The sequence below is a fragment of the Ramlibacter ginsenosidimutans genome, from assembly GCF_016654015.1.
GTDB lineage: Bacteria > Pseudomonadota > Gammaproteobacteria > Burkholderiales > Burkholderiaceae_C > Ramlibacter > Ramlibacter ginsenosidimutans.
This window is the reverse complement of sequence record NZ_JAEPWM010000008.1, coordinates 18,551-31,763: the sequence shown is the minus strand read 5'-3', so window position 1 is coordinate 31,763 and position 13,213 is coordinate 18,551. Positions and strand designations below refer to the sequence as shown.

Below are 13,213 nucleotides of genomic sequence, written 5' to 3'. Positions count from 1 at the left end.
GCTTACTTCGCGGCCACGTTGGTGCGGACCTTCTGCACTTCCGCGTAGAACTGCCTGGCGAAGTCCTCGCCCACGCGCTCGTTCTGGCGGTCGATCACCGGCTTGAGCTGCACGGCCATGCGCTGGCGCTCGGCGAGCGAGACGTCGTTGACCTGCATGCCGGCCTTCTTCACCGTCTCCAGCATGCCGGCTTCCATGCGCGGGAGCTCATGGCGCTTCCACTGCTTCGCCTCGTTGGCGGCCGCGAGGACGGTCGCCTGGTCTTCCTTCGACAGCTTGTCCCAGCTCTTGCGTCCGATGAGCAGCGCCTCGGAGTTGATGGAGTGCCGGGTCAGGCTCAGGTACTTCTGCACTTCCTGCATCTTCATCGTCACGATCTGCGGCAGCGGGTTCTCCTGGCCGTCGACGGCCTTGGTCTCCAGCGCGGTGTAGACCTCGGTCACGGCCATCGGCGTGGGATTGGCGCCCAGCTGCTTGAACATGTCGATGTACATCGCGTTCTGGATCACGCGCAGCTTCAGGCCCTTGTAGTCCTCCCACTTCGTGATCGGGTGCTTGCTGTTCGTGGTGTTGCGAAAGCCGTTGTGCGTGTACGCCAGCACGACCCAGCCCTTCTCATACGCCTTGTCGGACAGCAGCTTGCCCATGGGGCCGTCCATCACGCGGTCGAACTCCTCGCCGCTCTGGAACACGAAGGGGAAGTCGAGGATCGCCATTTCCTTGACCTGGCTCGCCATCGTGGCGGTGCCGGTGGTCATCACGTCCTGGGTGCCGGCCTGAAGCTGCGACTGCATCTGCACGTCGGCGCCCAGCACGCCGTTGGTCAGCACCTGCAGCTTGATCTTGCCGTGGCTCTTGGCGTCGAGCACTTCGGAGAACTTCTTCAGCATTTCGGCGGCAGGATGGTCCGGCGTCATGCTGGTGCCGCCCTTGAGCGTCTGCTGCGCCTGTGCGGCCGGCAGCGCCAGCGCGAAAGCCGCAGCAGCGATCGCTGCGCGACGGGTGATCTTCGAAAGGGTGTTGCTGTGCAAGGCTGTCTCCTCGGGATGGATGGCAAACGGAAAACGGAAAAAGAATGCGACCCGGCGCTCAGGCGCCGAGGTAGGTCTGGCGCACGTAGTCGTCGTGGATCAGGCGGCGGGCCTCGCCCTGCAGCACCACGGCGCCGTTCTCGAGTGCGTAGCCGTAGTCCGCGATGGAAAGCGCCGCATACGCGTTCTGCTCCACCACCATCACGGTGCGGCCGGTGGCGGCGATGCGCCGGATGTCGGCGAACATCTCGGTCGTGAGCTTGGGCGAGATGCCCATCGAGGGCTCGTCGAGCAGCAGCAGCGACGGATCGGACATCAGGCCGCGGCCGATCGCCAGCATCTGCTGCTCGCCGCCGGAGAGGATGCCGCCCATCATGTGCGACTTCTTCTTCAGCACGGGGAAGAGCGTGTAGACCTCCTCCAGCGTGCGGGCGAGCCCCGCCTTGTCCTTGCGGCGCACGTAGCCGCCGACCTCGAGGTTCTCCAGGACGGTGAGCGTCGGGAAGATGCGCCGGCGCTGCGGCACGCAGCCGACGCCGCGCGCGATGATCTGCTCGGTGGGCGCGCCGGCGATCGACTGGCCGTTCAGCAGCACGCGCCCGGATGACGGCCGCACGCGGCCGGTCACGAGATTGAGGGTGGTGGACTTGCCGGCGCCGTTGGCGCCGATCACCGCCACCACCTGGCCGCGCCGGATCTTCAGCGAGATGCCGAACAGCACCTGCGCCTTCCCGTAGAACGCGTCGGCCTGCGCAATCTCGAGGACCGCGCCGGAGTCCTCGGGCGCGGCCGGTGCCGGCGCGTGCAGCGACTCGGTCCCCTCGAACATCAGAACTTCACCACGCTCTTGACCACGGGCTCGCCCTTGTGCACCTCGACGATGTTGATCTGGTGCAGGCAGTCGCCGTTGGGCTGGCACTTGTAGTCGCCCAGGATGCCGCCGTACTGCAGCTTGGAGAACGCTTCGCGCACCTTCTTCGCGTCGGTGCTGCCCGCCATCTGGATCGCCTTGGCCGCGAGGTAGGTCGCGTCGTAATAGGTCGCGGCGTAGAGTTCCGCCTCGAGCTTGTACTTGTCGCCGTACTTCTTGACGAAGCTGCGCGTGCGCGGGTCCGGATTGGTCGGCACGAAGTCGCTGGAGCTGATGGCGCCCTCGCCGGCGTCGCCCGCGAGCTTGAGGAAGATCGGCTGCGACAGCGACGTGCTGCCGGCGAACTTGATCGGCAGGCCCAGTTGCTTCGCCTGGCGCACGATCAGGGCGGCCTCGTCGTCGTGGGTCCACAGGATGACCATCTGCGCACCGGCGTTCTGCAGGCGACCGAGCTGCGCGGAGAAGTCCTTGTCCTCCGCGTTGTGGCTCTCCACGCCCACCGGGGTGAGGCCCAGGTCCTTGATGTTCTGCACCACGCGGTCGGCGCCGGCCTTGCCGAAGTCGTCGTTCACGTAGATCACGCCGATCTTGTTGAGTTTCAGCGTGTTCATCGCGTAGGCGACCAGCGCCTTGCTCTGCACGTTGTCGTTGGCGCGGTTGCGCAGCACGAAGTTGCAGCCGTTGGCGGTGACCGGGATGCCGCTGGCGCCGGTGATGGACACCAGCGAGCCGTCGCAGTAGGACTTCTGCGTCGCCATCTGCGCCACCGAGAAGTGCGGGCCGATCATGACCGGCACCTTGTACTGGTTGTGCAGGCGGTTGACCGCGTTGATCGCCGCGCTCGGATTGTCGGCCTGGTCGTCCTCGTACACCACCTTGATCTGCTGGCCCAGCACGCCGCCGGCCTTGTTGATCTCGGCGACGGCGAGGTCCACGCCGTTCTTCGTGTTGCGACCGAGCATGGCGCGCGGGCCGGTCATGGGCGCGGACACGCCGAACACGATGTCGGCGGCGGCAGGCGCGCTCGCCAGGGTTCCCGCGGCGGCGACGGCCAGCGCAAGAAGGGGGGTGGAACGTTGGAAGGTCTTCATTCGATGTCTCCGTTGCGTTGTGGTGATCGCTCTCATGCAGCCACGCTGGCCACCGGGGCCGCGTCAGCGTCGTAGCCCGTGCGTTCGCCGAGGTACGCCTCGACGACGCGTGCATCCTTCTGGATCTCGTCCGGGCGACCCTCGGCGATCTTCTCGCCCAGGTTCAGCACCACGACGCGGTCGCACATGGCCATCACCAGCTTGATGCGGTGTTCGACCACGAGCACGGTGGTGCCCTGCTCGCGCAGCCGCTGCAGGATGCCGGCCAGCTCCATCACGAGGCCGCCGCGCAGGCCGGCCGCGGGCTCGTCAAGCAGCAAGAGCTTCGGCTTGTTCACGGTGGCGCGCGCCAGTTCGACGAGCCGGCTCTGGCCGAACGAGAGGTCGGCGGCGCGTCGGCGCGCGAGGAAGCCGATGCCCATGCCGTCGAGAGCCTGCCGCGCCGCGCGCTCGGCCTCGGCGTCGCCGCCGGTTCCGCGCCAGGCGAGCATGACGTTCTCCAGCACCGTCATCGACTCCCACAGGCGCACGTTCTGGAAGATGCGGGCCACGCCGCGCGCGTGGATGTCCCACGCAGGCAGGCGCGCGATGTCCTCGCTGCCCAGGCGCACCCTGCCCGCGTCGGCGCGCACGATGCCCGAGCAGATGTTGATGAAGGTGGACTTGCCCGATCCGTTGGGGCCGATCACGCCAAGGATCTCGCCTTCGCGCACGTCGAACGACACGTCCTGCAGCGCGTACACGCCGCCGAAATGCTTGGACACGCCGCGCGCCTGCAGCAGCACCGGTGCGAGCGGACCCGGGGCGACTGCCGCGCCGCTGGCGAGTTCGGCGACGCCGGCTTCCTGGCCCTTCAGCGACGCCAGCCCGCCGGGCTCGCGCCCCTTCTCCTGCTGCGGCAGCCACGGCGCGAGCAGCCAGTCGCCCACGACACCGAGGCCGCGCGGCTCCAGCAGCAGCACCGCCAGCACCGCCACGGCGAACGCCGCCATGTAGTACTCCTGCAGGTCGCGGAAGACCTCCGGCAGGATGGTGATCAGCGCCGCGCCGATCACGGTGCCGCCGATGGAGCCAAGGCCGCCGATCACCGTCATCAGGACCAGACGGATGCTCTCGAAGATGGTGAAGTTGTTCGGCGAGACGAAGCCCGTGGCCAGCACGTACAGCACGCCGGCCGCGGCGCCGAAGAACGAGCAGAGCACGAACGCGCGGACCTTGATGGCGCGCGAGTCCACGCCCATCGATTCGGCGGCCAGTTCATCGTCGCGCACGGCACGCATCTGGCGGCCCAGGCGGCGCCGGTACAGCGCGAGCGCCAGCGCGAAGGCGAGCACCATCGTGGCGAGCAGCGGCAGGTAGGCCTGGCGGTCGACGTCGCCGCTCCAGAACGGCAGCGCGAAGCCCGGGATGTCGCGCAGCCCCATGGGGCCGCCGGTCACGCCGGCCTCGTTCAGCACGACCTGGCGGAAGATCTCGTTGAGCGCCAGGGTGGTGATCGCGAGATAGTGGCCCTTGATGCGCATCGACAGCAGGCCGAGCGCGACGCCGACCGCCACGGCGACGGCCAGGGCTGCGGCGGCGGCCGCCAGCAAGGGCCAGTGCAGCCGCACCATCAGCAGGCCCGCGGTGTACGCGCCGATGCCCATGAGCGCGGCCTGGCCCAGGACGATCTGCCCCGTGACGCCAGTGGCCAGGTTCAGTCCGAGCGCCGCGATCGCGAAGATCCAGGTCACGTTCAGGACGTGCAGCCAGTACGTGTTGATGCCCGCGAAGGGCGGCAGCGCCAGCGCGGCGAGCAGGACGAGGAGGAGGATCTTGCGGCCGGTCATGTCAGGTCACGCGCGGTCGGCGGTACGCTCGGGCAGCAGTCCTTGCGGGCGCACGGCCAGGAACAGCAGCAGGATCACGAACGCGATCACGTCGCGGTAGGTGGAGGACAGCAGGTACGACGCCCAGTTCTCGCCGACGCCCAGCAGCAGGCCGCCGATGATGGCGCCGGGGATCGAGCCGAAGCCGCCGATGATCATGGCGACGAAGCCCTTGAGGCCCACCATCGATCCCATCTCGGTGGTCACGAAGAACAGCGGGGCGAGCAACATGCCGGCGAGCGCAGCCAGCACGCTGGACCACGCGAAGGTGCCGGCCAGCACGCGCTGCACCGGGATGCCCATGAGCGCCGCCGTGTCGCGGTCCAGTGCCACGGCGCGCATCATCTTGCCCAGCATGGTGCGCTTCAGGACGATGCCCTGCGCGATGGTGAGCACCACCACCACGGCGAGGATCAGCAGGTTCTGCCAGCCGATCACGATGTTGCCGACGTGGATCCCGCTGCCGCTTCCGAACGGTCCCGTGTAGATCAGCGGCTCGGGCCCGTACAGGATGCGGGCCATCTCCTTGAGGAAGATGCCGAAGGCAACGGTGGCGATGATGGCCACCAGCGGGCGCTGCTTCTGCAGTCGCGCGAACACCACGCGCGAGAAGATCGCGCCCAGCAGCGCCATCACGGCGGCGGCGCTCGCCAGCGCCAGCCAGAACGGGAAACCGAGCTGGGTGATGAAGGTGGCCACGAAGATGTAGGCCGCGAAGGTCACGAACTCGCCGGCCGCGAAGTTCACGATGGCCATCGTGTTCCAGACGAAGGCGTAGCCCAGTGCGATGAGCGCATAGATCGCGCCCATCGCCAGCCCGCTCGCGGTGATCTGCAGCAGCATGGCCGTGCCGGGTCAGTGCTGGGCGAGCAGCGAGCTGCCGCGGGTCTCCCGCGTCGCCAGCACGCAGCCGACCGTGACGAGCGACGCCACCGCGAGGAACGCGGAGATCGGCCACGACTTGCCGCCGGCCCAAGCCACCAGGCTGGTGGCGATCATGGGCGTGAGGCCGCCGATGACGTTCGCCAGCTGGGCACCGAGCGACACCCCGGTGTAGCGCACTTCCGTGTCGAAGGTCTCGCTGAAGAACGCCGGCTGCACTGCGAACATCGCGCCCAGCGCGAACGCATAGCCGAAGATGATGGAGAAGAAGAACAGCGCCGGGACCTTGGAGTCGATCAACCAGAAGAACGGGAAGGCGAACACGGCCGCCAGCACCGCGCCGATCAGGTAGACCGGCCTGCGGCCGATGCGATCCGACAGCGCGCCGAACAGCGGGAAAGTGACCATGCCCAGCGCGCTCGCGCCGAGGATGGCGTACAGCACGTCGTTGGACGTGAAGCCCACCGTCTTGGTGGCATACGTGAGCAGGAAGCCGATCACCAGCCAGCCGAGAACAATCTCACCGGTGCGCATTCCCATCGCGAGGAAAACCGCGCGCTTGTGGTGGCGCAGCACCTCCAGCACCGGCATGCGCGCGGGCTGCTCGCTCTTCTTCATGGCCTCGAAGACGGGCGTCTCCTCCACCTTAGACCGGATCACGATGCCCACCAGCAGGATGACGATGCTCGCCAGGAACGGCAGGCGCCAGCCGCCCTGCAGCAGCTGGTCCTTGGGCAGCACGGCGAACACCAGCGTGGAGATGAACAGGCCGACCACGTTGCCCAGCTGGACGAACGTGCCGAAGAAACCGCGGCGCTCGCGCGGCGCATGCTCGATCACCATCGTCGTGGCGCCGCCCCATTCGCCGCCGAGCGCGAAGCCCTGAACGAGGCGCAGCAGGATCACGAGTACCGGCGCGGCGACGCCGATGCTCTCGTAGGTGGGCACCAGGCCGATGGCGAAGGTCGACAGGCCCATCACCATCAGCGACAGCAGCAGCATCTTCTTGCGCCCCAGCCGGTCGCCGTAGTGGCCGAACACCATGGCGCCGAGCGGCCGCGTGAGGAACGGAATGGCCAGGGTCGCGTAGGCGGCGAGGATGCCCGCGAGCGGCGAGAACGTGGGGAAGAACAGCTTCGGGAAGACGAGCGCCGCCGCCGTGCCGTAGATGAAGAAATCGTAGAACTCGATGGTCGTGCCGAGGAGGCTCGAACCCAGCACGGTGCGCAGCTGGCGCGCCGCCTTGTCGGCATGCGCGCGCGGCGCGAGCCCCGAGAGGGCTTGGGAGGGGGTGGACATGGTTGTCTCCGGATTCTTGGAATGAAACTACAGGGCTTCGGCCATCCGCAGCACGGCGACCATGCCCGGGTCTTCGAGGCCGATGCTGCGCTCGGCGAACATGCGGGCGCGGCCTATGCGGTTCGGCTTCGAGCGCATCGCCTCCAGCGCGCCGGAGGCCGCCTCACGCGCCACGCAGCGAAGGTCGGTGTTGTCGTTGCTTTCGGCCAGCGCGCGCGCTATCGCGTGCAGGCTGTCCAGCATCGTCTTGTCGCCGAGCGCGGCGCCGCCCCGGGCGGATAGCGCACCGACGACGTCATCGAGCAATTCCACGAGGGCCGCGCGGTCCAGGGTATCGCGGCCCTGCACGCGCTTGGCTGCCGTGAGGAACGCGACCGCGAGCAGCGTGCCGAAGCTGGAACCCGACGCCTTGGCGCTCGCGCCGGCGCAGGCCTTGAACACGGACGCCAGGTCATCGCCCATGGCCGGCAAGGCTTCGCGCACGAGCACCGCGCAGCGTTGCAGCGTGGTGCCGAGGTCGCCGTCTCCCAGCCGCCCGTCGAGCCCATTGAGTTCGGGAGCAGCGGCTTCGAGCGCGTCACACCAGCGCGCCAGCGCGGATCTCACATTGCCTGCGTCGATCATCACACTTTCCAGAACGGGCAGTTCGCCGGCGCTGCGAGCAGCGCCTCGAGTTCGGCATCCACGGGCATCAGCGTCAGCGACGCGCCGGCCATTTCCATCGAAGTCGCGTAGCGGCCCACCAGGGGCAGCACCGGGGTGATGCCCTTGTCCGCCAAGGTCTGCGCGATGCGCCGGTACATGATGTACAGCTCCTCGTGCGGCGTGGCGCCCAGGCTGTTGACCAGCACCGCGACGCGGTCGCCGTGGCCCAGGTTGCACTCGGGCAGCAGGCGCTCCAGCATTTCGTCGGTCAATGCGTCGGCGGTCTTCAGCTTGCCGCGCCAGATGCCGGGCTCGCCATGGATGCCCATGCCGAATTCGACTTCGTCGGCGGCGATCTCGAACGAGGCCTTGCCCGATTCCGGGATCACGCAGGGCGTCAGGGCCACGCCGATCGAGCGGCACGCCAGTGCGGCCTTCTCGGCGACCTTCGTCACTTCCGCCAGCGAACCACCGGCCGCGGCCATTGCGCCGGCGACCTTGAAGGCGAACACCATGCCCGCCACGCCGCGGCGCTTCTGGCGCTCGGCGACCGGCGCGCTCGCCACGTCGTCCGCCACGCGCACGGAGGCGACCTGCATGCCTTCGAGCTCCAGCATCTCGCGGGCCATCTCGAAGTTCATGCGGTCGCCGCCGTAGTTGCCATACAGCTGCAGCACGCCGGCGCCGCCGTCGGCGGCGCGCATGGCTTCCTGGCAGTCGGACACGCGCGGGCCGGCGAAAACGTTGCCGACCGCGCAGGCGTCCAGCAGGCCTTCGCCCACGTAGCCGAGGAAGACGGGCAGGTGGCCCGAGCCGCCGCCGGTGACGATGCCCACCTTGCCGGGGATGGCGCCGCGCGAGCGCGCCACCACCCGGCCATCTTCACCGAGGCGGCGCAGCTGGTCGGAGTGGGCGGCGACGAGGCCGTCCAGCGTCTCGTCGACGTAGTCCGCCGGGCGGTTGAGGATCTTCTTCATCGCGACGGCGTCCCGCTTCAGCCCAGCAGGGACTGCAGCGCGGGCTTGATCGCGCGCTTCTGGTCCTCGGTCACGCGCATCATCGGGCGGCGCGGCTCGTACATCTCCAGGCCCTGCAGGTGCTGCACGTACTTCACGCACGCGGGCAGGTTGTCGTGGTTGAAGGTGTTCCACAGCGCATTGAGCTTGAAGTGGATCTCGCGCGCGGTGGCGTGGTCGTTCGCCTGCACCGCCTTGTACAGGCGCACCACGGCGCCGGGCACGGCGGTGGTCAGCGCGCTGATGGCGCCGTGCATGCCGAGGGCGAAGCCCGGGTACAGCAGCGCGTCGACGCCCGAGAGCACCAGGTTGTGCGGCTTGGCGCGCAGGATCAGGTCGGAGACCGACTTGAGGTCGCCGCCGCTTTGCTTCATGCCGATCACGCCGGGCACTTCGTCCATGATGCGCAGCATCAGGTCGACGCCCAGGTAGTTCCAGGGAATCACGTTGTAGATCAGGATCGGCACCTGCGTGGCCTCGTAGATCTCGCGGAAGTGCTGCACGGTGGCGTCGGCGTCCGGCTTGAACAGGTAGTGCACGGGCGTGACCTGCAGCGCGGCGATGTTCATGCCCTGCAGGCGCTTGACGCGGTCGATTGCGTCCTTGGTGCTCTGCACGATCAGGCCCGCCACGAAGGGCACGCGGCCGGCCGTGGCTTCGTACGACTCGCGCATGGCCTGGTCGAATTCCGCCTCGTTCAGCGTGTGTCCCTCGCCGGTGCTGCCGCCGGCGACGACGGCGCGCGCGCCCTGCTGGATGATGAAGTCGATCTGGCCGCGCAGGCCACCCTTGACGAGCGCGCCATTGCGGTCGAACGGCATGGTGATGGGGGGCAGCACGCCGGTCAGGCGCTGGCGGAGGTCGGTCTGGGTCACGGAGTTTTCCTCGAAGTTCTGGGGTTGGACGTCATTCCGGAATCCGGATCGACGTTTCGAAGAACTTTAACGAGGCCGACGGACCCGTCTCAACGGGGTTTTCCCTTTAAAACAGAAGTTCAAACACCCCTCTGCGGCCCAAGAAGCGGCTGCAGCGACCCTCCTGGGAGGGCCGCCGCCAAGTGAAGAAGGGGTGTCGGGGGTGTGGCTCAGCCGTGCGGCTGGAAGCCGATCTGGCGCGAGATCGTGTCTGCCGTCTGCACCACCAGCGGCGCCAAGTCGGACAATTTCTTGTCCGTCATCCGGTCTGCCCCTCCGGTAACGGACAGGGCGGCAAAGACATGGCCCGAGGCGTTCCGTATCGGCGCAGCGACGCACCGCACCCAGATCTCATGCTCGCAATCGTCGAGGGCGTAGCCGCGCTCACGGATGGTTGCGAGCTCGCGGCGCAGGATGTCCGGGGCGGTGATCGTGTGGTTGGTGTAGGCCTTCAGCCCGCCGGTGATCACCCGCTCGATGATCTCCGGCCGCTGGAATGCGAGGGTCGCCTTGCCAACCCCGGTGCAGTACGCGGGCGAAGCCTCGCTCGGCTGCAGGGCCCGGGCCTGGCGTTCGGTGGGCTCCTCCCGCTCGACGACGATCACCTCGTAGCCGTTGAACACGCCAAGGTGCGCGGACTCCCCCGCGAGGCGCGAGATGCGATCCATGAAAGGCTTGGCTTCGCGCAGCAGGTCCATGTTGGACAGCGCCAGGCTGCCCAGCTCGAACAGGCCGATGCCCAGGCTGTAGTTGCCGTTGCGCGCGTCCTGCTCGATGAATCCGATCTCCCTCAGCGCCGACAGCATCCGGTGCGCCGTGGGCCGCGGCAAGCCGGAGCGCTTGCCGATCTCGGCGAGCGAAAGGTGCCGGTCCACGGTAGAGAAGCAGCCAAGGATCTCCCTCATCTTGCCGATGGACTGGATTCGGCTCTTGTCGTCGGCGACGCGCTCGGCGCTGGCAGGGAGATCGGGCTTCATGTCCGGCGCATTCTAGCGTTCCGGTATCCGGGACGGCAAGAGATGCGCCGTGGGACCGCGGACCACGCACCAAAATCTGGAGCGGAGTCCGTCTCGTCGCGCGCAATGGTGCAAGGCCTCGCTGGACAGCCCGACGGGCCGGGACCGCGAAACCGGATCGGCTACTATGCTGCACTGCAACACAACAGCACGGCGGGCGACACGTGGACATCGAGGACTCCTACGCCGCACTCGGCCTGACGCCCGAGGCGAGCGATGCCGAGGTCAAGGCGGCATGGCGACGGCTGTCGGCACGCTGGCACCCCGACCGAAACAGGAGTGCGCAGGCGTTGCAGAGAATTCAACGCATCAACCGCGCCGTGGAGGAAATCCGCAGCGCGCGCCAGGAGGCGCACGACACCGTGCATGAGGCGCCGCCGGCGACCGCGCCCCATGCGCAGGATGTTCCGATCGACCACGCCATCACTCTCTCCCTGGAGGAAGCGGCCTCGGGCTGCATCCGCAGCGTGGACGGCCAGATCGCCCATGCGTGCACCGAATGCTGCGGCAGCGGCGAAGCGCCCGAACCAAAGGCGTGCACGCAGTGCGGCGGCCAAGGCGAGTTGCGGCCAACCTTCTGGTTCCCATGGCTCGCTTCGGCGTCGCCCTGCGGTGCGTGCGAGGGCCGCGGCACGACGCCAGCGTCCTGCTCCAGCTGTGGCGGGAGCGGCCAGTCTGCGCCCCTCGCCTACCGCTGTCGGCTGCGTATTCCGCCTGGCGTGCGCGACGGCCACCAGCTGCATGCACGGGTCAAGCTACAGCACGGCGCGGGCCACCGTTCGCTGGACGTGCGGGTCACGCTCTCCCCGCATGCCTTCATGTCGCTGCAGGAAGATGGGACCATCCGGATCGAGATGCCAGTCGACGGGTTCGCCTGGGTCGCGGGTCGATGGGTAGAGGTGCCGACCCTTCAAGGCATGCGCCGCATGCGTCTGCAACGTGGCGCCCTCACCTATCGGATCAAGGGAGCCGGTTTTCCCGTCAGCCCCTCAGCCGCACCTGCCGACTGCCTGGTGTCCGTGGTGCCGCTGTTTCCTTCCGAGTGGGATCAACGGCAGGATGTGCTGCTCGATGCGCTCATCGAAAGCAACACCCAGGACGAAACGACCGAAGCGGGCACTCAGGTTCGAGCCTGGAATGAGCAGGTCGCGGCATGGGCGGAGCACGACGCGGCGGCAGCCGACAGCTGATTCGCCGCTCTCTGTGGGTGAACGCGTGCTCGCCGATGGGAGCGATCTCGGGCGGCTGCTGCTGGCCGGGAGCTGTCTTGCTCTCGTTGAGAGGAGTACGGCAGCAAACGACCCGAAGCAGCCATCCCGGCCGGGCATACTCCGCACCTCCGCTCGCATCACCCGCCGAATGCACCCCCCCGACGCTCAGCCCATTCTCGATCTGCTCGCAGGGGTCCGGGGCGCCATCCCCGGCGTGTCTCTCGCCATCTTGCGAGCGGGCGAGATCACCACCATCCATGCCGTCGGTAGTCGGGGCTCGGACGATGCCGCGCCCGTGGACGTCAGTACGGTCTTCGAAGCCGCCTCCCTAACCAAGCCTCTCGTCTCCCTGATCGCCTTGCAACTCGCCGAGGAAGGCAGGCTCGACCTCACGGCGCCGCTGGAATCCCTCTGCGGGCCCTACGTTCCCGACGACCCGCGCGCGGCCGCTATCACGGCGGCGCACGTGCTCACGCATACGAGTGGGCTGCCGAACATCGTCACGAAAGAGACGCCGCTCAGGACATATTTCGTTCCCGGCGCACGATTCAGCTACGGCAGCAGTGCGTTCGCGTGGCTGCAGCGCGCGATGGAGAAGGTCACCGGGCAGTCGCTCGAGAACCTGGCGCGCGAGCGGGTGTTCGACCGGCTCGGCATGGCCGATTCCAGCCTGCAGTGGCAGGAGCGCTTCGAGGCCAACCACGCGCGCGGCCAAGAGATGGACGGAACTCCGGTGCCGAAGCGGCGGCCGGTGGCGCCGAGCGCGTCGTGGTCGCTCCATACGACGGCGCGTGACTATGCGCGCTTCGTTCAGCTCGTGTTGCGCGCGCAAGGTCTGGGCAGCGACATGCATGCGCGATGGCTCGCACCCGCGGTGCGTGCGACCCGCGGTATCGATGACGTGCTCGACCCGAGCCCTGCCGAAGCGGACGGCATCGCATGGGGGCTCGGCTGGGGGCTCGAACCCTCCCAGGATTGCTTGTTCCACTGGGGGCACATCCCCGGCTTTCGCGCGTTCGTCATCGCCAACCGAAGAACGAAGGATGCGGTGGTCTGGTTCGCCAACTCGGCGCGTGGGCTGCGCTTGGGTCGGCTGGTCCTGCCCGCGATTCTTCCGGGGCCCCACGCCTCAATGGAGTGGCTCCAGGTCGGCAGAACGGTGCAGGGGCCCTGAAGGCGCGGGAGCTGCCAGGCGCCGATATTCAAGCGGCCGCGTGCGCCGCGAAGGTGGGCGCGCGCCGCGCCCGGCTCGCCTGCAAATACGAGTAGGCCGGCGCGATCAATTCGAGCTGCATAGATGCCGCATTCACGCGCTCTGCGGGTCGACTCGACAAGGACGCGGGGCCGGCCGTCCTTCTGGCCGAAAGTA

At 68.0% G+C, this 13,213-nt stretch carries 12 protein-coding genes; 2 read left to right on the top strand and 10 right to left on the bottom strand.

The genetic code is table 11. The features are described from left to right. Positions 1-2: 2 nt before the first annotated feature. From JJB11_RS17785 to JJB11_RS17740, 10 genes are all read right to left on the bottom strand, one after another. A complete protein-coding gene (locus tag JJB11_RS17785) occupies positions 3-1,031 on the bottom strand; it encodes a DctP family TRAP transporter solute-binding subunit (protein WP_201174447.1) in 1,029 nt (342 codons plus the stop codon). Positions 1,032-1,089: 58 nt separating this feature from the next. Next, a complete protein-coding gene (locus tag JJB11_RS17780; protein ID WP_201174445.1) occupies positions 1,090-1,860 on the bottom strand; it encodes an ABC transporter ATP-binding protein in 771 nt (256 codons plus the stop codon). Next, on the bottom strand, positions 1,860-2,993 hold the full coding sequence (locus JJB11_RS17775) for an ABC transporter substrate-binding protein (RefSeq protein WP_201174443.1): 1,134 nt from the start codon (positions 2,991-2,993) through the stop codon (positions 1,860-1,862). The genes JJB11_RS17780 and JJB11_RS17775 overlap by 1 nt, the downstream gene beginning before the upstream one ends. Before the next feature lie 32 nt (positions 2,994-3,025). Continuing rightward, positions 3,026-4,822 (bottom strand): branched-chain amino acid ABC transporter ATP-binding protein/permease, encoded by a 1,797-nt coding sequence (locus tag JJB11_RS17770; RefSeq protein ID WP_201174441.1) that lies wholly within the window; start codon positions 4,820-4,822, stop codon positions 3,026-3,028. Positions 4,823-4,828: 6 nt separating this feature from the next. Beyond that, a complete protein-coding gene (locus JJB11_RS17765) occupies positions 4,829-5,704 on the bottom strand; it encodes a branched-chain amino acid ABC transporter permease (RefSeq protein ID WP_201174439.1) in 876 nt (291 codons plus the stop codon). A gap of 12 nt (positions 5,705-5,716) precedes the next feature. Then, a complete protein-coding gene (locus JJB11_RS17760; RefSeq protein ID WP_201174432.1) occupies positions 5,717-7,042 on the bottom strand; it encodes an MFS transporter in 1,326 nt (441 codons plus the stop codon). Positions 7,043-7,069: 27 nt separating this feature from the next. Continuing rightward, positions 7,070-7,666, bottom strand: a complete 597-nt coding sequence (locus JJB11_RS17755) for a DAK2 domain-containing protein (RefSeq protein ID WP_201174424.1) — start codon at positions 7,664-7,666, stop codon at positions 7,070-7,072. Continuing rightward, positions 7,666-8,664 (bottom strand): dihydroxyacetone kinase subunit DhaK, encoded by a 999-nt coding sequence (locus JJB11_RS17750; RefSeq protein ID WP_201174422.1) that lies wholly within the window; start codon positions 8,662-8,664, stop codon positions 7,666-7,668. The genes JJB11_RS17755 and JJB11_RS17750 overlap by 1 nt, the downstream gene beginning before the upstream one ends. 17 nt (positions 8,665-8,681) lie before the next feature. Further along, complete coding sequence (locus tag JJB11_RS17745) at positions 8,682-9,578, bottom strand: dihydrodipicolinate synthase family protein (RefSeq protein WP_201174419.1); 897 nt, start codon at positions 9,576-9,578, stop codon at positions 8,682-8,684. Between the two features lie 209 nt (positions 9,579-9,787). After that, complete coding sequence (locus JJB11_RS17740) at positions 9,788-10,594, bottom strand: IclR family transcriptional regulator (protein ID WP_201174418.1); 807 nt, start codon at positions 10,592-10,594, stop codon at positions 9,788-9,790. 203 nt (positions 10,595-10,797) lie between these two features. Between JJB11_RS17740 and JJB11_RS17735 the strand changes: the two genes are divergently transcribed. Both JJB11_RS17735 and JJB11_RS17730 read left to right on the top strand, forming a co-directional pair. After that, positions 10,798-11,823 carry a DnaJ domain-containing protein gene (locus tag JJB11_RS17735; protein WP_201174416.1) on the top strand — a complete coding sequence of 342 codons (1,026 nt, stop codon included), beginning with the start codon at positions 10,798-10,800 and terminating at the stop codon, positions 11,821-11,823. A 169-nt stretch (positions 11,824-11,992) separates the two neighbouring features. After that, positions 11,993-13,018, top strand: coding sequence for a serine hydrolase domain-containing protein (locus JJB11_RS17730; protein WP_201174408.1), 1,026 nt, complete (start codon positions 11,993-11,995; stop codon positions 13,016-13,018). The last annotated feature ends 195 nt before the right edge of the window (positions 13,019-13,213 follow it).

Bases quoted from the DNA above. Each gene is read 5' to 3' on its own strand.
- JJB11_RS17780 (WP_201174445.1), bottom strand. From the start codon at position 1,860: ATGTTCGAGGGGACCGAGTCGCTGCACGCGCCGGCACCGGCCGCGCCC.
- JJB11_RS17775 (WP_201174443.1), bottom strand. From the start codon at position 2,993: ATGAAGACCTTCCAACGTTCCACCCCCCTTCTTGCGCTGGCCGTCGCC.
- JJB11_RS17770 (WP_201174441.1), bottom strand. From the start codon at position 4,822: ATGACCGGCCGCAAGATCCTCCTCCTCGTCCTGCTCGCCGCGCTGGCG.
- JJB11_RS17765 (WP_201174439.1), bottom strand. From the start codon at position 5,704: ATGCTGCTGCAGATCACCGCGAGCGGGCTGGCGATGGGCGCGATCTAT.
- JJB11_RS17760 (WP_201174432.1), bottom strand. From the start codon at position 7,042: ATGTCCACCCCCTCCCAAGCCCTCTCGGGGCTCGCGCCGCGCGCGCAT.
- JJB11_RS17755 (WP_201174424.1), bottom strand. From the start codon at position 7,666: ATGATCGACGCAGGCAATGTGAGATCCGCGCTGGCGCGCTGGTGTGAC.
- JJB11_RS17750 (WP_201174422.1), bottom strand. From the start codon at position 8,664: ATGAAGAAGATCCTCAACCGCCCGGCGGACTACGTCGACGAGACGCTG.
- JJB11_RS17740 (WP_201174418.1), bottom strand. From the start codon at position 10,594: ATGAAGCCCGATCTCCCTGCCAGCGCCGAGCGCGTCGCCGACGACAAG.
- JJB11_RS17730 (WP_201174408.1), top strand. From the start codon at position 11,993: ATGCACCCCCCCGACGCTCAGCCCATTCTCGATCTGCTCGCAGGGGTC.